Here is a 20,861-nt window from a genome sequence, read left to right on the forward strand (position 1 = left end):
CATGCCCCTGCAGCGCTTCAGACCGCTATCCGGCCGCTGCAAGCTTTGCCGAGGCGAAGTGGAAATCCACCTCGCCTCCCATGAATCCGCCCCTGCGGAATGCCCGAAGTGCGGGCAGGACATCGAACCCTGCCCCACCCTCACGGCTCCGCAAATGAAGATCAACGTCAAGCCCTCGGTCAGCAACGCCAAGGCCGCCGGCTTCAAAGTCTTCAAGAAGCTCGACGGCGGAGAGCTCGAGCAACAATGAAACGCGATCCCCAGCACCTGCTCTTCGGCCTTTCGGTCCAACAGTACTCGCTCAAAGGGCTCAACATGCTCTGCATCTTGTACGCAGGCAGCCTCGTCTTCGCCGCCCTTTCGAGCCCCGTTTTCTTCAAGCTGGTCCACGAGAGCGAAGCCTTCGGCAGCTTTCTCAGCCTTTTCGGCGAAGGAGTCGTGCCCTACCTCAAGGAGAAACCGCTGACCCGCCACTTCGACCGGGCCCGCCTGCTGGCCGTCATCGTCATCCTCCCACTCCTCTTCAAGTACGCCAAGCTCTACTCCCTCAAAGCCGTCGGCTTCCGACGTCCCTTCAGCCAGTTTCCCATCTGGTATGCCTACGGCCTCGGCATGATGGTCATCGTCTTGGCCGCGACCACCTTTTCCAGCGCCCTCAGCCCCGTTCCCGACTGGAGCTTCGAAATGCAAGCGAAGGCTACCGCGAGCGCCGTGATCGGCGCCACACTGCTCTCCCTATTCGAGGAAGTCATCTTCCGCGGACTCGTCTTCCGCCTCTTCTACTCCTTCCTCAAACCGATTCCCGCCATCCTGCTCTCATCGCTCTTCTTCGGCTCCCTCCACTTCAAGATGGACCCCAGCCTCATGAGCCACATCCCGGCGGCCGAAATCGGCTTCGACGACGGGTTCAGGGTCGCCCTCGGCTACGTGACCGCCGTCGCGGACGGATTCACGATCATCCATTTCATCAACTACTGCCTGGTAGGCATCATCTTGCACCAAGTCTTCATCCTCAGCGGAAACCTCTGGAGCGCCATCGGCTTGCACGCCGGCTGGGTAACCGTGCTGCTCAGCCTCAACAAAACCTTCGAAGCCACCGAAAACACCAACGTCTTCACCGGCTCAAACCGCGTCATCGACGGCTACTGGGTCACCATCGTGATGAGCCTCTTCGTCGCCTTCTTCGCCTACCTTCTCCACAAGCGCCGTTCGGCCGCTCCGGAGACCGATTAAGCCGCCCGTTCGCCCCATGCTCCGCAAAATCGCCGTCATCTCCGACACCCACGGACGCGTGCCAGAGCGATTGCTCGACCGCATCAGTTCCGCCGACGAGATCTGGCACCTCGGCGACGTGACCCGCCCCGAGATCCTCCTCCCCATCCAAAACCTCGGACGTCCCCTCTGCGTCGTGAAAGGCAATTGCGACCCCTACGGCTCCTGGCCCGAAACCCGCGACCTCGAGCGGGAAGGCTTCCGCTTCCGCCTGCAGCACCATCCTCCCCACGGCTACCTGGAGAACACCACCGCCATTCTCTACGGGCATCTTCACCAACCCCTCGACGACTGCGAATTCGGTGTCCGGGCCCTCAATCCCGGAGCCGTCACCGGCCCTCGCAACGGCAGCGCCGCCAGCTTCGCTTGGCTTACCTTTCCCGAAGAAGGAAAGTGGGAGTGGACGGTCGAAAAGCTCTAGCCGCGGATCCGAACAACTCGGCCGACACACCCGCTTTCCCCAGCGTCACCACTTTCGCGGAAACCGCAGCCGGTGCTCGATCCGCCCGATCTGCGAGGGCTCCAGCGGCGGCAGGTCGTCCACCAACAAGCGCTGGTCATCAACCGCCAGAATCGACTTCGCGCAATCCTGCAGCTCCTGCCAGCGCTCGAATTCCAAACTGGGAGCGTTCACGATGTGACGCAGCAGGCTCAGCCATTCCTGCCTCGCCCGTTGCACGTCGCCGAACTTCAGGTCTTCGCCCAGCAGGCGCTTCCCCTTGCCGGCCGACTCCGCCCAATCCGCAATCACCTCCGCAGCCCCATCGCCATAATGAGGCGGGAGTCCATGCTTCAAATATCCATCGTAGGTGCGATCCTGATACGCCACCCGGCACGCTCTCGAAAGCCGATGGCTGTACTGGGAGTGATCGTCGAACCGGTAACCCGCCCGCAAATTGGCGATATCCCGAGCGATCGCGTCCACCGCGTAACTGCCGTCCTCCAAGGCAGCCGCCACCGCTAGGCCTTCGCCGCCCTGGAAGAGGCTGAAGATCCGTCCGCGCAAGGTTGGCCGCCCGCTTTCGTCGATCAAACCCAACTGCCGCCAAGCCAAGGCCGGACTGCGGGCAGGGCTCAATTCTCCTTCGCATACCGGCCGTTGCGGACAGCTTTGGCATTCGACCGGATAAGCCCGCCGCGTCTCCGGCTCGTGCAAGCAAACGCCCCACACGTCTCGATCGAAGAGGCCCACCGACTGAGCGTAATCGAAAACGCCGATCAGCCGAAAACCTTCCCGCTTCGTATTCACAAATTCCCCACAATCCGGTAACTTGCTCCAAGGCAACGCGGACAAGGCCTCGATCTCCTGCCGTTTTTCGATCGCGATCCCCTGCTCGGAAAACGCCGCCAACAACCACCCCGCTAGCTGCGCCCGAGATTTCTGCTTCCGATCGACGAAACCGATCATCCGCTTCTTTCCCCAATTCTCTCCGAGGCGAGCGAGTTTTCCGCCTCCCAGCTCCTTCACCACCGAAGCTTCTTTTAGAGCCGGCCGCAGCTCTTCTCCTACCCGAACCCGCGCCTCCGCCCAAGTGGCCTGCACCCTCTCCCCGCGAGGTTCCCACACGCCTTGAGAATTTAGAATCTCCTCGCTGTTGGCAGTGGCATGACGCGCTCGTTCCGCATCGACCTTCAGGCCGCACGGCATATCGGGAAACTGGATACTGTGCTCCGCGCCCACCTTCGCCGGCGATTCGCCAAAGAGCCGTTCGCAGGCCTTCACCACTTCCGGAAAGGCCTCCACGCCCCGCTCCGCGGCTACGTCCAAGATCCCGATCAAGCTGGGCCAATCCAGCAACTTGGGCCGTCGTACCGGCCGCTGCTTGCCTTCCCGCAGTCGCGGCCGATCGGGAGCCACCAAAGCGTAGCCGATCGTATCGAAGCCGCGACGCCCCGCCCGCCCAAACATTTGCAGCAGCTCGTCCGGACGGATCAGCTGCTGAACGTTGCCCAAGGTGAACTGCGACTCCGTCACCAGGACCGAGCGCATGGAAAAATTCACCCCTGCCGCCAGCCCCGTCGTGGAAACCACGATACGCAACTGCCCCGCTTTCGCGAGCGGCTCCACCAGCCCCGCTCGCTGCTGGTAGCTCAAGCCGCTGTGGTGGTAGGCCACCCGTTTGTTCAGCAGCTTCTCCAAGGTGCCGCCCGCTAGCCGCTTCTGCACCGGGCTCAGGGCCAAAGGATTCTCAATGGGCAAAGCCGCCGCCAGTTGACGCGCCAAGGACTCCGCCCCCTTGCGCTGCGGGGCGAAGATCAAAATCGGGCCCAAGTCCGCCATCAAGGCCCGCGCCACCAAGCGAGGCCAGAAGCCCGTCACCGAACGGGGCGGATTGAAGGAAAGCGCGTCGAGATGGATCTCCTCCAGCGGCACCGGGCGCTTATCGACCGAGATCAAGTGAGCCCGACGCCCGAGCCGTCCCAGCCAATCCACGATGTCTTGCGGATTGGATACGCTGCCGCTGAGCAGCAGAAGCTGGGTAGTCGGCGGCGCCAAGGCCACGCAAAGCTCGTAGTTCACCCCCCGCACCGCATCGCCGATCATCTGGTACTCGTCGATCACGAAAAGCCGAGGCCCCTTCCCGCGCAAGAAGCGCGGCTTCTGCGTCTCCAAAGTCGCCACCACGACCGGCGCCTCCGGGTCGATCGCCACATCGCCGGTCACGATTCCGACCCGCCAGCCCTTGCTGCGAAATTCCCGCAGCTTGTCGTTCGCCAAGGCTCGCGTCGGCACCGCCAGCACGATCTGCCCGTGCCGGTACGATTCCGCGATCAGCTCGACCAAATAGGTTTTGCCCGCCCCCGTAGGAGCGTTCACCACCACGTCCTCCCCCGCCTTGATGCGGTGCAAGGCGTCTTGCTGCCACAGGTCGGGAATCTTGAGGTGTATGTCTAAATCGCCGAAGGTGTTCACGGTCAGGATCGGTCTCTGCCTTAAACTTCCCATGAAAGGTCGATCTAGGGCTTTCGTTGTTCGCGGAATTCGTTAGCTTATCTGGAGCGTTGCTAAAAGAAGTACAGATGCGGATTCGGACACGAGAGATAAAGTTGATGACTTTCAACATCGCCCACGGGCGAGGCCTCTCGCTCTACCAAGGATTCAGCAGCGCCACCAGCATTTCCAAGAACCTGGACCGCATCGCCCACATCATCCGCGAGCAGCAGCCCGACGTCGTGGCCCTGCAGGAAATCGACGCCTCCTCCCACTGGAACAAGCACATAAACCTGCTCGACTACCTCCAGTCCGCCACCAACTACCCCCACGCCGTGCACGGCATCCACAACCAGCGCTTCGGGCGCAAGCCCCTCGCCTACGGAAACGCCTTCCTCTCCAAGTTCCCCGTCAAGAACTGGAAGGTCGAGTCCTTCGGCACCAAAAGCCTCGGCGAAAAAGGCTTCCTGGAAGCCTGCTTCCTCATGGACGAGGTCGAAGTCGACATCATCAACCTCCACCTCGACTTCCGCTCCCGTCGCACCCGGCTCCGCCAGGTCGACAAGCTGCTCTCCTCCATCCACGCCCGCAGCGACGCCGATCCCTACCACCTGCCCCCCATCATTTGCGGCGACTTCAATACCAGCTCCCGCTCTTCCCGCGACGCCTTGCACCAGCTCATCGAACGGGCCGCTGGAGATGAGGACTACCAATACTTTCCCAAAAAGGAACGCACCTTCCCCGCCCACTTTCCCTCGCGCGGGCTCGACTTCATCCTGCTCGCCGCCCCCTTCGAAGCCGTCGAGACAGAGGTCATTAAAAGCTTCGCCTCCGACCACCTTCCCGTGCTCACCCGCATCGAAACGCCCCTCGCCACTCCCATCCGAGCGGCCGCCAACTCCTAAAGCCCGAGCCCCGCTGGGCCCGCCCTAGAAGATCATCTCCGTGGTGCGAACGCGGTCGCCCACCTTGAAGAGGTCGAGGTCTTCCACGATCACTTGATCGCCTTCCTTCAATCCGGAAAGGATCTCAACGTTGGTCATGCTGCCGAACCCCTTTTCGATCTGGCGCATCGAGACAAGACCGTCCTCCACCACGAAAACGCGGTCGCCGATTATCGCGGTGCCGGGTATGATCAATGCCCGGTCTCGCTCGTCGATCGTGATGGTCGCCTCCCCTGTCAGGCCGGGGAAAAGCTTCTCGGTTTCGATGTCCACGTCCAGGTGGACCGTGTAGCGCTGCGTCACCGGATCCGCCACCGGCAAGGTTTTGGAAACGGTCGCCGAAAAGGTCGACTCTCCATAGCCCAAGAACTTCACCCGAGCGATCTGCCCCAGCTCGATCCCGGAAAAGTTCTCCTCGCTCACCTTCACCTTCACGATGCGGTCGAGCGAGATCATCCGAGCCACTTGCTGGCCTCCGGATATGAGGTCCCCGCGGTAGGCGAGCACCTCGGTGATGACCCCGTCCATGGGAGCCCGGATCGTCATCTTGTCGCGCGTACGCTCCAGCGACTTCAACTCATTTTCCAGCTGGGCTATGCGCACCTTCTTGGAATTGAGCTCCGCCTCGATCGCCAGTTCCGTGCTGGTAATGTCCCGCTCGCGGGCTTCTACCTCCGACTTGCTAGCGTCCCCCGCCTCGTGGCGGCGCTTGGTGTCCTCCAAGCGCTCCTGCAGGGTGATCAAGCTGAAGCGGCGGCTCGAACCTTGCTCCAAGATCAAGTCGGCCGCTTCCCGCTCGATCTGCAGCTTTTCGATCTGGATCTCCAAGTCCCCCAAATCCAGCGACATCAGCACATCGCCTTCCCTCACCGTGGCGCCCAGCTCGAGATTCGACTCGAGCACTCGGCCGTGCAGATCGCTCTTCACGCTCATCTCCCGCTCCGCCACTACCTGCAGCGTCCCCGGGACCGATCGCACCGCCACATGACGCTTCGTTTTCGCCACCGTAGCGACCGGCTTCATCGAGCTCACGAAATACACCCCACCCGCCACCAATACGGCGACCACCGCGAGAGTTTTTAGTAGAAAACCTAGCTTCATCTTATCACTGCAGATCGATTCGTCCCATGAGGCCACGCCTCACTCCAAGCCCAACTCATTAGCGACCTGAGAGAGAGTATCAAGGTACGAAATGCGGGAGTCCTGGGTTCTGATCAAAGTATTGTCGTAGTCGCGCTGGGCTTTCTCCTCGGCGGAAACAGGAGCCCGCTGCTCCTCCACCGCAAGCTTCACCTGATCCAGCTCCTGCAAGGCGCTCTCCAAAACCCGCTCCTCGATCGCCAAGCCGCGCCCCTCGATCTCCAAGCGCCTCAGTAAGCGATCGAAGTTCAACACCAGCCGCTCCTCGCCCAAGCGCTTCGCCCGCTCCGCTCGCAGCAAGCGACTCAGGGCTTCCCGCGTCTTGCCTTGCTTGCGGAAGCCATCGAAGACGGTCCAACCCACGCTCAACCCGAAATAGGAATACTCCTGCTCCCGCCGCGTCCCGTCGAGGTCGAGCGCGTTCGAGCTCAAACCAAGTTCGGCATCCAGCTTAGGCAGCAGCGTTTTCCGGGCGATGTCGAGGTGGCGCTTGTTGGCCTCGATATCGAGCTCGCTCTGCTTGATGCGCTCGTCCTGCTCGATCGCCCGATCGTAGTAGGCCACCAAGCTGGCGATCTCCGCTTCCTGCAAAATCTCGACACGCGGCACGACGCCCACCGCCAAGCCTTCCAGCTTGTCCGCCGGCATCGCCGCAAAGTTCGCCAATTCCTCGAGGCGATACTCGAAGTCCGACTGGGCTCGCAGAGCATTCAAGTCCTTGCGCTCCACGTCCAACTCCAAGCGCAGCAAGGAACTCTCGCTCGCCGTTCCGGCCTTAACCTGCTCCCGCTGAAAATCCAATTGGGCAACCGCCTGCTCCAAATCCAAGCGAGCCCGGTCCCTGCGCTGCTTCGTCACGATCAGGCGCATGAAGTCCAAGCGGGCCTGAGCCACTACCTTCGAGGCCGTCACCTCCGTGTTCAGCCTTTCCGCCTCCCGCTGAAGCTCGCCCAATTCCTTTTCCGAGCGACGCGTCCCCCAGTGGTAGATCGGCTGGCTCACAGTCACGTTGTAAACGACCCGATTCTCGTAGCCCGCCCCGTCGACATCCTCGAGATCCTTCTCCTGTCGGAAGGCCACGTTCGTGCGAAACGACGGCAGCACCGCGGCCCGGGCCGAGATGCGACGTCCCTCCGCCTCCTCCTCGAAATACTCGCGCAAAAGCATCGACTCGGACCCCTCCAGCGCGGCGGCGATCACTTCGTTAAGCTGCGGGATCAAATCCTCGGGTAGCCGCCCCTGCATTGGGTCGGCAGCGAAAGAACTCGTGCTCACGAAGCACGCGACAAGCAACAAAAACGGACGCATAAGGAGAATAAGGATCGGAATTTTCGAGCCTCCGCCAAGCAGCGGAAGCGGGACGCTCAAGCATGGGATGCTCGGTTCTGTGAGAAGCTCGAAACGCGATCAACACTATTTCTAGAAGGGTCCGCCGAGCAGCCCGCCCGAGGGGAATTCCTGCAAATAAAAGGTTGATTTCGCCTCCAATGCGCGTCTTCTTCTCCGCTTTTCCGATCGATGCCCAGATGGCGGAATTGGTAGACGCGCTAGATTTAGGCTCTAGTGTCGAGAGACGTGCAGGTTCGACCCCTGTTCTGGGTACCATCGGAAAGGAAATAGCCCGCTCCCTCGCAGCGGGCTTTTTTGCGGCCCTTGCCAAGGACGTGGACAGTAGCTGCAAGAGCCCTCCCCAGCCTCCGCGTCGAGCCCCCAACAACCTTACCGCACCACTTTCAAGCCCGGGATGGCCCGTTCCAGGCGAGCGATGCCTTGGGGCGTCGCCTTCGTTCCGTGCAAGTAGATCCGCCGCAGGCCTTTCAGCCGGTGCAGCTTCGCCAATCCCGCATCGGTTACCGAAGTGCCAAAAAGGTTCAGGTACTCCAGGCCTTCCAGCTCGCCCACCGCCTCCAGCGCCGCATCCGTAACCGAGGTGTTTCGCAGATCGAGGTGGCTTACCTGCTTGAACTTCCCCAGCCCGGCCAGCTGCCCGTCCTCGACCTTGGAGCGAGCGAAGTTCAGCTTCACCACAGCTCCCGCCACCGGTTCCAGCAGGGAAAGCGAATACGCCTTTTGCTTCACCGCGTAGGTGTAGCTAACCTCCACGTAATTGGCATCGTGGTTCACGGTGTCCACCGCGAGCCCCATCGCCTCCAGCTTCTCTACCACGGCGGCCATCGTTTCCGGCATCTCGTAGGTCGCGGGCGGAAGCGGGAGGTCGTCGGTGTACTTGCTCCCAACCCCGCTGGGTGAAGGAACCGCGCCCGCCATGGCCATCATGCCTCCGCCCATATCCTCGCCAAAGTGCGCTCCTTCATCGATCCAACGCTTCAGCAGCTGCTGCTCCGCTTTCGTCAAGCCCTTGCCTTTCGACGGCATGTAGTCGGGATCGTCCGGATCGAAGGTCGTCAGGTAATAAAGGGGACTATCATCCGCGTCGCCTGCCGTGAGGACCTTGCCGTTTTCGCTCCCGCGCAGGATCCAAGCGGGCGAATCGAGCCGAAGGTCGCCCTTCTGCTTCTCGTCGCTGTGACACTTAAAGCACCGCGCCTCGAAAATCGGAAAAACTTCCGTCTGAAAATCCACCGGAGCATCGCCGTAGCCGGTCGATGCCAAGAAAAGAACGCTCCCGCCGCAAAGGCCGAGAACTCTGCTGAACACTCGTGTCATTGAAATCGTGATTCGTTTTCGCAACGGCGCTTCAGCCAAATAGGTCAAGGACAGGACGCCCCTTGTCGGCCACGCGGAACGGCCGCCCGGTCGGCGAGTAAACGGTCTTCTCGGTCGGCAAACCGAGGGCGTAGGCAATAGTGGCATTGAAATCAGGCACGTTCACCCGATTTTCGATCACGTTCTTGCCGCTCGTATCCGTCTTTCCATACACCTGTCCTCCACGAATGCCTCCTCCCGCGAGCACGCAGGAAAAGGCCGTCGGCGAATGGTCGCGTCCATCGTTCTCGTTGATCTTCGGCGTGCGTCCGAACTCCGTGGCCAAGACCACCATCGTCTCCTCCAGCATGCCGCGCAGCTCCAGATCAGCCAGCAAGGTCGACATCGCCTTGTCGAGCACCGCCGCGTTCTCCTCCACCCGTTCGAAATTGTTCGTATGCGTATCCCAATTACCAAGCGTCACTTCCACGAAACGAACGTCGTGCTCCACGAGGCGACGCGCCAGCAAGCACCCTTGTCCGAACGGATTCGCGCCATAGCTGTCCCGCAAATGCTTCGGTTCCTTGTCGATTTCGAATGCTGCCAGATCGCGGCTCCGCATGAGCTTCAAGGCGTCGTCGTACATTTCCGAATACGCCTCCACTTTCTTCTGCTGCTTGTAACGACCATGAAATTCCGCATCGAACGCATTGGTCAGGGAAACCATGTCGCGAAACTCTTCCTCCGACATATTCTGCCGGCGAGAGCTATTCTGCAATCCCGCTTCGGGATTGCCGACCACCAAGGGGGCGTAGCGCTGCTCCAGAAAGCCGTTGCTGCCGCCAGGATTCGGACTGCCGATATGCACCACTCCCGGCAGGTTGGGATTACGGTTTCCGTCAAACTTCACCAGCCAAGATCCAATCCCGGGATGTTGGATCGTGCCACGCTTGGTATAGCTGGAGTGCATGAAGTAACGGCCTTCCTCGTGCGCCCCTTGGTTGGAGAACATGGAATTGATCACCGCCAGCTTGTCCATCTGCTGGGCTAAGCCCGGCAAGTAGGCGCTCATGCGCACTCCCGGCACGTTCGTCTTGATCGAGCGCGTCGCGCCCTGAAACTCAGTCCCTTGCTTGAGGTCGAACGTATCCAAATGGCTCATACCTCCAGCCATGTACAGGTAGATCACGTTCTTCGCCGTGGGACGACTCTCGGGCAGGTCCGCAGCGAAGGCGGTGGTACGGACCACCGAAGGCATCAAGCCCACCCCTAAAAACGCTTTTGCCGAGTAGGCGAGGAAATCGCGACGGTCCATGTCGGAGAGCTTGGTCAGAAAGGGTTTCATAATCGTAATTTGGGGGGCTAAAAGGCGCTTATTGAATGAATCGGAATTCCTGCGAATTTAGGAGGGCCAGCAGGACTTGCTGGTAAGCTTTGCGGAGGCCGTGCTTCTCCAACTGGGCGGCCACGAGCTCACGCTCCTGCTCGCTCGGAGGGCGGGCGTAGAAACTTTTGAATACAACATCGAGGCGACGCTTTCCGCCCGCCGACTGCATTTCCTGAACGAGCAATGACTGTTGCCCGTTGATTAGATTAAAGAGATTTCCGTTCAGCAAGGAGAGGGCCTGCGGGATGGCGGCCTCGTCCGTGGAGCTACCGATGATATCGCGATCGGACTCGCCGAACTCCCTAAGGAAGTGACCGGGAGGCGCTGGAGAAACCACTTCCGAAGCTCGGACCAAGTTTCTCCGCACCCGCTGCAAGCGCTTCGCATCCCGGCGATCCATTCCCTCGTAACTCTCGTCGTCCTCCGTTTCGGACAACTCCGCCAACATCTCGCGACGGTCGAAAGGCTCATTCCCCGTCGCCTTGGCCAGCAAGGTATCGACCGCTTCGTTCTTCTCCCTGCGAATCTCGTTAAACTCCCTCCGCAAGGCAGCTTTCGCCTGCCTGTCGTCCGTAGCGTTCAGCTTCTGCTGAAACTCCTTTTCCAGGTCCAGATAGTTTTCCTGCACGCTGCCTAGCCGCTTCACGATCGCGTACAGCTCCCTGCCGTCGAGCTCCTTCACGTTCTCGACATGGCTCTTCATCTCCATTTCCCGAACCCGAAGGTTCGTCAACTGCGGATCTTCGCGGCCGCTCGCATCCAGGTCTGGTATTGCCAAAGTCAATACGGAGTCCCAGAGCTGCTCCGCCGTCATTCGACGCAGTACGGGCCCCGTGTAGTAGAACGGCTCGCCCGCCTCCGGCTCCCGGTCCGAAACATAGCTTTGGTAGGTTCGAGAATTAAAGATCGCCCGCAAGTACGCCTTCATGTCGAAACCGCTCTCGACCATCAGCGTTTCGAGGTAGTCCATCAACTCCGGGTGCGAGGGCACCGTGTCGTCCTTGATATCGTCAACCGGCTCGATCAAGCCCACTCCCATCGCCTTCTTCCATAGGCGATTCGCTATCGACTTAGCGAAACGGGGATTCTCGGGCGAGGTCAGCCAATTGGCGTATACCTCCTGAGCATTGTCCCGCCTGCCGACCTTCGCCTCCGGGCCAAAGGGCGTACGCGGCGCCATCACTTGATTTGGCTTCGCGTCGTTGTAAGAGTAGTCCTCGGGCAACTTCAGCTTGCGATCGCTGACCGTAACCTCCGTCACGAGCGGTTCGAAGACGTCGCGAATCATCCGGCGCTCCCCCGGTGAAATTCCTCCTCGGTTCGAACGATCCATCGGGACGCCCTCCTTCAGCTGAGCTCGCCGCACGTAGCGGGCGACTTCCTGGAACGCCTCGAACTCCGGAATGTTCCTGTATCCATTTACCGATGACTTCACCCCAAAGGTGAAGGCTGCCATGTGATAATACTCTTGCTGGGTCCAGCGATCGAAAGGGTGGTCATGGCACTGGGCGCACTGCATCCGGGTTCCAAGAAAGACCTGAGCCGTATTAGACATGTTGTCCAAGGGCATGCCAGCGTCCCGCAAGTAATAACCCACCGCCGGATCGTCCCACACGAAACCGCTCGACGAGACCAGCTTGCGCACGAATTCGTCGTACGGCATGTTCTCGCTCAGCGTTTGCTTCACCCAATCCTGGTAGGAAACCATCACTGTCTTGCGCCCTCTGGATTTGATACGCAGCACGTCCTCCCAGTAGTTGTAGAAATGGCTCGCGTACCCAGGCGATTCCAAGAGCGAATCGATCAACTCCGCCCGCTTATCGGGTGAATCCGATGCCTCGAACGCCTCGACTTCGCGATAGGTCGGAATACGCCCCACGATATCGAGGTAGATGCGCCGCACGAAGGTGGCGTCATCCGTCAGGTCCTGACGCTGCAAGCCTTGTTCCCGCAAAGCGTTCTCTACCAGGGCATCGATACGGGCCGACGCCTCTTCCACCTTGCTTACCGCCAAACTGCTGGCCGCCAGCCCGCCGCAACAAAGGCAAAGCAAAAGGCTTCGATACACGGCTGAATAGGAACGAACGCAGAATGCCTTCATAGCGGTACTTGGGTAGATAAAAAACATACGCACGACGGGGGGATCGAGGGAACACTGTATCCAAACAACGTGAACACCTGCAAGCACCTCTCTCAAAAGCATCCTTGTTGCAGGCTTTGTGCCAGCACACCTCCTATTCCGCTAGATGCTCTTGATCAAAGCCTTACAAAACACACGCCATCAGGGCTAGATCGCCAAAGCCTCCTTCTTTGGAATTATTCCCAAGGCACGATCCTCTCCCCTTTCCTGGCTTGGGAAAATTCCACCACTCCGCCACGCCGCAAGGCGCCCTCGCCGCGCGATTCCGAACCAGCTATTCGGCCGGCGACAAAACGTAGCTTCGGGCCGGAACTTGGTTCGCCTCGTAGATCTTGTCCTCGAACTCCAAAGCGAGCGCTTCGAGCTCCTCCAGCTTTCGGTAAAAGGCCTGCATGTCCGCATCGAAGCGGGACTTCCGGCTTTCGAAGTCGGGGTGCTCCGGGTTCTCCGTCAGCCACGCCTCTTCTTTGCGCAGCCTGCTCTTTCGATGCAGCCACTGGTCGCGCAGCGGCTTGATCGCCTGCTCGTTGCGGTCCTTGTTCAAGAGAGCCACCTCCATAGCCTGCTTGTACTGCGGAGCCTGCGAGTAGCCCTGCAAATCGACTCCGACTTCCAGCTCTCCTGCCGTGAAACGGGCGATCGGCACCAAATCGATCTTCAGTTCGTAGACGCCTGCCTTCAGGCCCACCACCCGCAGGAGATCCTGACTGAATCGCTCCCCCGCTTTCGCCAGCTCGTAGCCCTCGTGAGCAGCATGCGGCAAGACCCAAGGCAAGCCGGAGGACGTATAGTCAAAACGGATACGCCCCTTCTTCGCGACCAGGTTCTCCAGCTTTCCGCTCGCCGAAGAACTTTCGATACGCCCTTTCCTGTCCAAGGTGAGACTGATTTCCGACACAGGTTCGATCTGGAAGGCATCCGCCAGCATTGCCGCCGCCATCACCACATGGCCCTTAGGCTCCGGGTGCACTGCATCCTTCGCGAAGGTAAAGCTTGGATCGACTCGCCGCTGCTCGAAGCTGAGGCGCCGCATCGGCGTCGCCATGTCCACAAAGTTAACGCCCGCCAACTGAGCCTGCTCCGCCAGCCACTCGGAATAGAATGCGAGCACCGAGGGATAGTAGTCCCGCATCGCTTCCCTCGTCTTCACCCATCTCGCCGCCTGTTCGCTCATCCGAACTGCTCGCGTGTCGAAATAGCTCGGCCCCATCGGAATCGCTTCCGCCCGCGTTCCAATCCTGCCCAAAAGCGCTTCCATTCCTTGCTCGTAGCGAGCGAAGACCTCGTGCTCGAAATGACGGTAGCGACCGTCGTTCATGCCCAACAAAACCGATACGTAGTCCGGCTCGAAGTCCGCTACGTCTTCGTCGAAGCGCAGCAGGGCATCGCTCGCCACGTCGCCGCTCACCCCCGCATTGCGAAAATGGATACGCCGCTCCGGATAGCGCGTATAAAAATAGGTCTCCACGTACTGCGTGTAGAGGCATTGGTGCGTAATGCTGTCGCCGAGGAAGACAAAGCGATCCCCGTCTTCCAGCTCGATCGGCTGGGCAAAAGCTGGAGGGGACTTTTCCGCAGCAGCGAACGCGAAAGCGGCGAAGAGGAAGCTCGCCAAGAGGGACAGCGTGGGGACAACTGTTTTCATACCCAGCGAACTATTCCCAGCCTCGCCCAAACCACAAGGCTGCAAAGCAGCCGGAATTCCGGAAATTGCCATCGACCTGCCCCCTTCCATCGTCAAGGGTTGGACGTCCCCCACCGTTCAACCCACCCAAAGAAAAACGCCCCTGCCATCCATCACCAAGCGATGAATACACTTAGCCGCATTCTTCTTCTCTGCGCCCTCGCCTTCCACCTGCCGCTGAGCGCCGAAATCATCGACCACCTCGTATTCGAACCGCCGGCGCCCATCGCCAACGGGAAACGGATCGTGCTCGTGTCCGGCGACGAGGAATACCGCTCCGAAGAATCCTGCCCGATGTTGGCCAAGCTCCTGAGCCAACGCCACGGCTTCCATTGCACCGTCCTCTTCGCCATCGAGCCCGGCACCGACATCATCAACCCCAACCACACCCGCAACATCCCCCACCTCGAGTCGCTCTACGAGGCCGACCTCCTCATCCTCGCCACCCGCTGGCGCACGCTTCCCGGCGAGCAGCTCCAGCCCATTCTCGACTACCTCAACGCCGGCAAACCCGTCTTCGCATTTCGCACCGCCACCCACGCATTCAAGAACGACGACTTTTTCGGCGGCTACGACTGGCGCAACTTCGGCAAAAACGTGGTCGGCGAAAACTGGCTCAGCCACCACGGGAAACACAAAGTCCAAGGCGGCCGGGCCGTCATCGTTCCGGAAAACGTCGACCACCCCGTGCTCAACTCCGTTAAGGACATCTTCACCTGGAGCGATATCTACGGCATCCAACACCTCGACCAACAAGCCGCCACCGTATTGCTCCGCGGAGCCGTCACCGAAAGCCTCGAGCCGGATTCCGCCATCGTCGACGGTCCCCAAAACAAGCCAATGATGCCGCTCGCGTGGCTCAAAGACTACCCGACGCCCGACGGGAACGGCAGCGGTATCTGCTTCGCCACTACAGCGGGCGCCGCCTACGACCTGCAAGTCGAGGACCTCCGACGCCTCTTCGTAAATGCAGCCTACCACCTGCTCGACCTTCCCGTACCCGAAAAAGCCGACGTCACCCTGGTCGATCCTTACACCCCTTCCTTCTACGGCTTCCAAGCGAAGGATTACTTTCTCAAGCGCGGCCTGCGGGTCTCCGACTACCGCATGGGCCATTTCGCCCGCTCAATCCTGAGCGAAGACGAGCTCGAGACCCTCGACAAACAAACAAAAGCCCAAGCCGGCCTCCGCTTAAACAAAAACGCTAGAGTCGCAGTTCTAGGCAACGGCCTGAGCGAGCGCATGCTCTACCACGGCTTCTTCGAGACCGAACTCCACCTTCGCTTCCCAGAACACAAGCTATTCCTGCGCAACCTCAGCCGGTCGGGCTTCACCGCCGGCTTTCGGCCCCATCCCTCCCGCGACAGCCAATGGGCCTTTCCCGGCGCCGCGGCGTTCCATCCCGAGCTTCAGTACCACTCCGGCAAAGGGCATTTCCCCAGCGACGACCAATGGCTCGCCGACATCGATCCGGACCTCATCCTCGCCTGCTACGGCTTCAACGAATCCTTCGCGGGCCCCGACGGACTCGAGGCCTTTCGCGGCGAGCTCTCCGCATTCATCGACCACACCCTTGCCCAAAACAAGAAAGGCGACGCCCCGCCCCAGCTCGCCCTCGTTTCCCCCATCGCGTTCCAAGACCTGTCCCGACACCGCGACTTGGCGGACGGAGCAAGCGCCAACCGCAACCTCGCCCTCTACGCCGCCGCCATGCGCCAAGTGGCCGCCGAAAAAGGCGTCGCCTTCGTCGACCTTTTTTCTCCCACCCAGAGCTGGTTCGAAAGCAGCGACGAAGTCCTCACCGTCAACGGAGCCCACCTCAACAAAGCTGGCTACCGACGCCTCGCCCCGCTCCTCGCCGACGCCCTCTTCCCCGGTTCCCGCCGAGCTTCCTTTTCCGACGAGAAGACCGAAGCGCTGCGCCGCGCCGTCCTCGACAAAGACTGGTATTGGCTGCACGACTACCAAATTCCCAACGGGGTGCACACCCATGGTCGCCGCTTCCAGCCGTTCGGCGACGAGAACTATCCCGAAGAAATCGAAAAGACTCGCCAGCTCACCGCCAACCGCGACCGCGCCATTTGGAGCCTCCTCGCCGACGAGCCCTTCGACCTCGCCGCAGCCGACGCGGCGACCCGGCCCCTCAGTCCCATAAGGACCAACGCCCCCGACCGCGCCGTCAAGAACCCCTACCGTTACGGCCAGGACGCCCTCGACTCCATCGCCACCGCCGAAGGCTACCGCATCGAGCTCTTCGCCTCCGAAGTCGAATTCCCCGACCTCGCCAATCCCGTGCAGCTATCCTTCGACAACAAGGGCCGTCTCTGGGTCGCGGTCATGCCCAGCTACCCGCACTACAAACCAGGCGACCCCAAACCCAACGACAAGCTCCTCATCCTGGAAGACACCGACGGCGACGGCAAAGCGGACAAGCAAACCGTATTTGCGGACCAACTACACCTCCCAACCGGATTCGAGCTCGCCCCCGAAGGGGTTTACCTATCGCAGGCGCCCAACCTTGTCCTTTTGCGCGACTTGGACGGCGACGACCGCGCCGACTCCCGCGAGATCATCCTGTCCGGATTCGATACCCACGATACCCACCACGCCATATCCGCATTTCACGCCGATCCCGCAGGCGGCATCCTCATGAGCGAAGGCGTATACTTGCACACCAACGTCGAAACCGCATACGGCCCCATTCGCGGAGTTAACGGAGGCGTCTTCCGATTCGACCCGAACCGGCAGGAACTCCGCCGTCTCGTGCAAAGCCACCTGCCAAACCCGTGGGGCATCGCCACCGACCAGTGGGGGCAAGACTTCATCCTAGCCACCTCCCATTCCGACCTATTCTGGATGCTGCCTATCCAGGTGAAGACCCGCTACGGCCAAATTACCTTCGGTACCGAGAGTCTCATCCCCCAAAAACACCGTGTGCGCCCCACCTCTGGACTCGAATTCGTCTCCAGCCGTCACTTCCCCGACGAAGTGCAAGGCGACTACCTGCTCAACAATTGCATCGGCTTCCTCGGCGCCAAGCAACACAGTATCCAAAACGACGGTACAGGCTACCGCAGCGAGTTCCGACAAAACCTGTTTCGCTCCTCCGATCCAAATTTCCGGGCGGTCGACCTCGAATTCGCGCCTGATGGATCCCTCTACCTCGTCGACTGGCACAACCAGCTCGTCGGGCACATGCAACACAATGCCCGCGACCCCCTCCGCGACCATGCCCACGGCCGCATCTATCGAGTCACCCACAAAGAACGGCCGCTCGTCGATCCCGCCCCCATCCACGGAGCCACTATCGCAAGTCTCCTCGACAACCTGAAGCTTCCCGAAATCAGAACCCGCTACCGCACACGACGCGAGCTGCGCGGACGCAATGCCACGGAGCTGCTCCCCGCCCTAAAAAGCTGGATCGAAAACTTGGATACAAGCCATCCTGAGCACGAGCGCTTCCTGCTTGAAGCCCTTTGGGTTTCCTGGGGTATCAATAGGATCGATACCGACCTGCTTCGCCAGCTCCTTCAGTCTCGCACTCCCGAAGTCCGCTCTGCCGCCGTCCGCGCCCTCGGCTACCACCTCGATGAATTCCCCGATCACAGCGAGCTCCTGCAAGCCGCGGCCTCAGATCCCCACGGCCGCGTCCGCCTAGAAGCCATCGTTGCCGCGTCTTGGCTCGACAACCCTGACGCCCGCAAAGCTATCGAGCTCGCCGGCCAGAAGCCCCTCGATGCTTGGACGCAAAACGCCTACCAGCAAAGCCTCGCCAACCTGGGCGGCGAAGCTCGACAAGCAGTAACAAAGGGCGACCCAGCCCCGGCCCACCTCGACGCAGCCAGCCGAGAATCGTGGGAACGAGGAGCCGAGATCTACCGCCGCGAAGGACACTGCGCAACTTGCCACCAAGCCGACGGGCTCGGCCTCCCCGCCGCTCAGTTCCCTCCACTCGATGGAACGAAATGGGTCAACGGCTCCGCGGAACGCCTCATCGACCTCACCCTCCACGGCCTGCTCGGTCCCGTGGAAGTCAACGGCGTCCGCTACCCCGGGCACGTGCCCATGACCCAATTCGCAGGCATCCTTTCGGACCAGGAGATCGCAGACGTGCTCACCTACGTTCGCAATGCCTGGAGCAACGGAGCCAACCCGATCTCCCCGGAGCAGGTCGCCAAGGTCCGCTCCAGCAGTTCTGACAAGGTCGGCTTTTGGACCGCTGAAGAACTTTCAAAAAAGTATCCAGAAAACAACGACTAAAGCGGGCCTCACGCCTCCGCGGTCGCCTGAGCTCAGGTTTTGCTAGCTAGCCAACGGTCGAGCACCGATACCAAACCGAGCTTTGAAATCGGCTTGGTGATGTGATCGTCCATGCCTGCCTCGATACATTTGTTGCGATCCGCTTCCATCGCATTCGCCGTCACCGCCACGATCGGAACATCCGAACGCAGCACTCCGGAGGCCTTGTCTCGAATTATGGCAGTCGCCTCGATCCCATCCAAGATCGGCATCTGCATGTCCATCAGCACCAAGTCGTAAGCCTTTTCCTTCATCCGATCGACCGCCTCCTGTCCATTGTTGGCGATGTCGCAATTGATGCCTAGCTTCTTGAGAATTCCCTTCACCACAATCTGGTTGGTCAAGGTGTCTTCCGCCACCAACACGGCCACGTCGCGATCCGAAAAGTCGAACTCGCGGCTCTTGGCGCTTTCCAAGGTCACCATACTCGACTCCGACGCGTCCCTACCCTTCTCCATTGCCATCGTCAGCGTTAGGAAAAGTTCCTCGTGGCGAACCGGCTTGCAGAGGTAGCCTACGAAGCCGACTTGCTCGCACTGCCGCATCTCGCCGCCCCCGTCGACCGAAGTGAGCATCACCAGCTTCAAGTCCGGCGCATCGATCTGCTTCGCCAATTCCAGACCACTCATCTCCGGCATCTGCATATCCACGATCGCCAAATCAAATGCGTCAGGCTTTATCAGGGCCAATGCGTCGCGTCCACTTTCAGCTAGTGTCGTCTCCATGCCCCACGAACGCAGCCTAACGGACAAATACTCTCGATTCGTTTCGTTGTCGTCCACTAGCAAGACCCGCAACCCGGACAGATTCGAACTTTCCCGGACCTTGCGTACCCAATTTCGTTGCAACGCGAAACGGGCCGTAAACCAGAACTCCGATCCCGGTCCTCCTTTTGTGGATACACCCTTTCTTTCCACGGGACTGATCACTCCCGTGTCGCCTCCCATCATCTCTGCCAGCTGCCGCGAAATCGCCAAGCCTAACCCCGTCCCTCCATACTTGCGAGTATGGGACGCATCCAGCTGCGAAAATTTCCCGAACAGCTTGTCTCGCTTCTCCTCCGGAATTCCGATCCCCGTGTCCCGTACCGAAAAGCGGAGCGTCGCCTCGGTATCGCTCGACTCCTCCAGAGTCACCGAAACAACGACCTCTCCCTCATCGGTGAACTTGATCGCGTTCCCGACTAGATTCACCAAGATCTGCCGCAAGCGGCCCGGATCGCCCCTCAGGTGATGCGGAACGACCGGATCCGCTCCACAAACCAACTCTAGGCCCTTGTCCAAAGCGCTCAAACTGAGCGTCGAGGAGACATCGTCCAGCACGTTCAGAAGCTCGAAATCGATAGTCTCGATGTCCAACATGCCCGCCTCGATCTTGGAAAAGTCGAGGATGTCGTTGAGGATGTAGAGCAAGGACTCGCTGCTCTGCTTCACGCTCTTGGCGTAGCGATACTGCTCCGGCTCGAGCTTCGTTTCCAGCAAGAGATCCGTCATGCCGATCACCCCGTTCATGGGAGTGCGGATCTCATGGCTCATATTCGCCAAAAACTCAGATTTCGCGTTGTTCGCCACTTCAGCGGCGTCGCGGGCCGTTTCCAGGCTGGAGCGCGTCTCGCGCAAGGAAGCAGTCATCTGGTTGAAAAAACGGCCCAGCCGGGCCAACTCGCTCTTTCCGGATACTTCGATCTGAGCTTCCAGATCTCCTTGCTCGATCGCGCGCATTCCCTCTTCCAGGGAGGCGATTTGGCGGCCGATTTTCGAAATAACCCGAGCCACCAGCAGCAAGGCGATAACCGAGCCAAATAAACCGAGGTAGAGCGTGCTCCGACTCATGCGATCCAAGTCCTCCGACAAGGTCTGCCGGTAGGCTTCACTTTGCTTCTCCAGCTCGAAAAGCAAACCGTGCACATGCAACTCGACCGCCCGGCTCACCGACTCCAGATCCTGCTTCAGCTCCGCCAACCTAAGCAAGGTATCCTCGACGTCGTAGGGGTTTTCCAAATACGGCAATCGCTCCATCGCTTCCTGGACAATCTCCAACTGTCGTCGGGTCTGCGAGATCAAGCTCTCGTCCGCAGGGACGAAACGTTCAGCCGCGAGAACGGAAAGGTCCACGCTTCTCAACGTATCGTTGATGAAAGGCAGCTCCACCTCTACCAAGCCCTTCAAGCGAGACTGCTCCTCGAGCGTAAACGAGCCTGAGTCGTTGATCCGCTTTACTAGCAGGAGCTGCAGCTCGCTGTTCGCTTGCTTGAGTTTCCTGAGAAGCTCGACCACCGGCTCGATGTCGTTCTTGTAGCTCTCGAAACTCTCCTTCGCGTCGGTAGCGACCACACGGTTGAACCAAACGATCGAGACGATGATCGCGAACATGAGGCCAAAGGCCAAGGACAGCTTCGTACGAATCTTCATCGGCGC

The 20,861-nt window shown here is 60.2% G+C and carries 13 protein-coding genes and 1 tRNA gene; 6 read left to right on the forward strand and 8 right to left on the reverse strand.

What is annotated here, in order from left to right:
* Nucleotide 1 precedes the first annotated feature (1 nt).
* Genes QEH57_RS08060 through QEH57_RS08070 form a run of 3 tightly spaced genes read left to right on the forward strand, consistent with a single transcriptional unit; the run spans nucleotide 2 to nucleotide 1,693 of the window.
* On the forward strand, nucleotides 2-250 hold the full coding sequence (locus QEH57_RS08060) for a hypothetical protein (RefSeq protein ID WP_309006202.1): 249 nt from the start codon (nucleotides 2-4) through the stop codon (nucleotides 248-250).
* Nucleotides 247-1,233, forward strand: coding sequence for a CPBP family intramembrane glutamic endopeptidase (locus QEH57_RS08065; protein ID WP_309006203.1), 987 nt, complete (start codon nucleotides 247-249; stop codon nucleotides 1,231-1,233). The genes QEH57_RS08060 and QEH57_RS08065 overlap by 4 nt, the downstream gene beginning before the upstream one ends.
* Before the next feature lie 16 nt (nucleotides 1,234-1,249).
* Nucleotides 1,250-1,693 carry a metallophosphoesterase family protein gene (locus QEH57_RS08070; RefSeq protein WP_309006204.1) on the forward strand — a complete coding sequence of 148 codons (444 nt, stop codon included), beginning with the start codon at nucleotides 1,250-1,252 and terminating at the stop codon, nucleotides 1,691-1,693.
* A 45-nt stretch (nucleotides 1,694-1,738) separates the two neighbouring features.
* Here the strand turns inward: QEH57_RS08070 and QEH57_RS08075 are convergent, their stop codons facing one another.
* A complete protein-coding gene (locus QEH57_RS08075) occupies nucleotides 1,739-4,186 on the reverse strand; it encodes a DEAD/DEAH box helicase (protein ID WP_309006205.1) in 2,448 nt (815 codons plus the stop codon).
* Nucleotides 4,187-4,323: 137 nt separating this feature from the next.
* Here QEH57_RS08075 and QEH57_RS08080 point away from each other — a divergent pair, with 137 nt between their 5' ends.
* Nucleotides 4,324-5,109 (forward strand): endonuclease/exonuclease/phosphatase family protein, encoded by a 786-nt coding sequence (locus QEH57_RS08080; RefSeq protein WP_309006206.1) that lies wholly within the window; start codon nucleotides 4,324-4,326, stop codon nucleotides 5,107-5,109.
* A gap of 24 nt (nucleotides 5,110-5,133) precedes the next feature.
* On the opposite strand, the gene QEH57_RS08085 is transcribed toward QEH57_RS08080, so the two are convergent.
* On the reverse strand, nucleotides 5,134-6,249 hold the full coding sequence (locus tag QEH57_RS08085; RefSeq protein ID WP_309006207.1) for an efflux RND transporter periplasmic adaptor subunit: 1,116 nt from the start codon (nucleotides 6,247-6,249) through the stop codon (nucleotides 5,134-5,136).
* A 39-nt stretch (nucleotides 6,250-6,288) separates the two neighbouring features.
* A complete protein-coding gene (locus QEH57_RS08090; protein ID WP_309006208.1) occupies nucleotides 6,289-7,563 on the reverse strand; it encodes a TolC family protein in 1,275 nt (424 codons plus the stop codon).
* 245 nt (nucleotides 7,564-7,808) lie between these two features.
* Here QEH57_RS08090 and QEH57_RS08095 point away from each other — a divergent pair.
* Nucleotides 7,809-7,893, forward strand: a tRNA-Leu gene (locus tag QEH57_RS08095).
* Nucleotides 7,894-8,007: 114 nt separating this feature from the next.
* Here QEH57_RS08095 and QEH57_RS08100 read toward each other — a convergent pair.
* The 4 genes from QEH57_RS08100 to QEH57_RS08115 all read right to left on the reverse strand — a co-directional run bounded on the left by QEH57_RS08100 (nucleotide 8,008) and on the right by QEH57_RS08115 (nucleotide 14,106).
* Nucleotides 8,008-8,955: a c-type cytochrome domain-containing protein gene (locus QEH57_RS08100; RefSeq protein WP_309006209.1), complete on the reverse strand. Its 948-nt coding sequence runs from the start codon at nucleotides 8,953-8,955 to the stop codon at nucleotides 8,008-8,010.
* A gap of 31 nt (nucleotides 8,956-8,986) precedes the next feature.
* A complete protein-coding gene (locus QEH57_RS08105; RefSeq protein WP_309006210.1) occupies nucleotides 8,987-10,279 on the reverse strand; it encodes a DUF1501 domain-containing protein in 1,293 nt (430 codons plus the stop codon).
* 28 nt (nucleotides 10,280-10,307) lie between these two features.
* Entirely contained in the window at nucleotides 10,308-12,422 is a 2,115-nt protein-coding gene (locus QEH57_RS08110) for a DUF1549 domain-containing protein (RefSeq protein WP_309006211.1), read from the reverse strand.
* Nucleotides 12,423-12,735: 313 nt separating this feature from the next.
* A complete protein-coding gene (locus QEH57_RS08115; protein WP_309006212.1) occupies nucleotides 12,736-14,106 on the reverse strand; it encodes an SGNH/GDSL hydrolase family protein in 1,371 nt (456 codons plus the stop codon).
* A 162-nt stretch (nucleotides 14,107-14,268) separates the two neighbouring features.
* On the opposite strand from QEH57_RS08115, the gene QEH57_RS08120 reads away from it, so the two are divergent.
* A complete protein-coding gene (locus QEH57_RS08120; RefSeq protein WP_309006213.1) occupies nucleotides 14,269-18,405 on the forward strand; it encodes a PVC-type heme-binding CxxCH protein in 4,137 nt (1,378 codons plus the stop codon).
* A 32-nt stretch (nucleotides 18,406-18,437) separates the two neighbouring features.
* Here the strand turns inward: QEH57_RS08120 and QEH57_RS08125 are convergent, their stop codons facing one another.
* On the reverse strand, nucleotides 18,438-20,855 hold the full coding sequence (locus tag QEH57_RS08125; RefSeq protein WP_309006214.1) for a response regulator: 2,418 nt from the start codon (nucleotides 20,853-20,855) through the stop codon (nucleotides 18,438-18,440).
* Nucleotides 20,856-20,861: the final 6 nt, after the last annotated feature.

Origin of the sequence: Pelagicoccus sp. SDUM812005 (assembly GCF_031127875.1) — a bacterium.
Lineage (GTDB): Bacteria > Verrucomicrobiota > Verrucomicrobiia > Opitutales > Opitutaceae > Pelagicoccus.

Coding starts and splice junctions, on each gene's coding strand:
- QEH57_RS08060 (WP_309006202.1), top strand. CDS start 2: ATGCCCCTGCAGCGCTTCAGACCGCTATCCGGCCGCTGCAAGCTTTGC.
- QEH57_RS08065 (WP_309006203.1), top strand. CDS start 247: ATGAAACGCGATCCCCAGCACCTGCTCTTCGGCCTTTCGGTCCAACAG.
- QEH57_RS08070 (WP_309006204.1), top strand. CDS start 1,250: ATGCTCCGCAAAATCGCCGTCATCTCCGACACCCACGGACGCGTGCCA.
- QEH57_RS08080 (WP_309006206.1), top strand. CDS start 4,324: ATGACTTTCAACATCGCCCACGGGCGAGGCCTCTCGCTCTACCAAGGA.
- QEH57_RS08085 (WP_309006207.1), bottom strand. CDS start 6,249: ATGAAGCTAGGTTTTCTACTAAAAACTCTCGCGGTGGTCGCCGTATTG.
- QEH57_RS08100 (WP_309006209.1), bottom strand. CDS start 8,955: ATGACACGAGTGTTCAGCAGAGTTCTCGGCCTTTGCGGCGGGAGCGTT.
- QEH57_RS08105 (WP_309006210.1), bottom strand. CDS start 10,279: ATGAAACCCTTTCTGACCAAGCTCTCCGACATGGACCGTCGCGATTTC.
- QEH57_RS08110 (WP_309006211.1), bottom strand. CDS start 12,422: ATGAAGGCATTCTGCGTTCGTTCCTATTCAGCCGTGTATCGAAGCCTT.
- QEH57_RS08115 (WP_309006212.1), bottom strand. CDS start 14,106: ATGAAAACAGTTGTCCCCACGCTGTCCCTCTTGGCGAGCTTCCTCTTC.
- QEH57_RS08120 (WP_309006213.1), top strand. CDS start 14,269: ATGAATACACTTAGCCGCATTCTTCTTCTCTGCGCCCTCGCCTTCCAC.
- QEH57_RS08125 (WP_309006214.1), bottom strand. CDS start 20,855: ATGAAGATTCGTACGAAGCTGTCCTTGGCCTTTGGCCTCATGTTCGCG.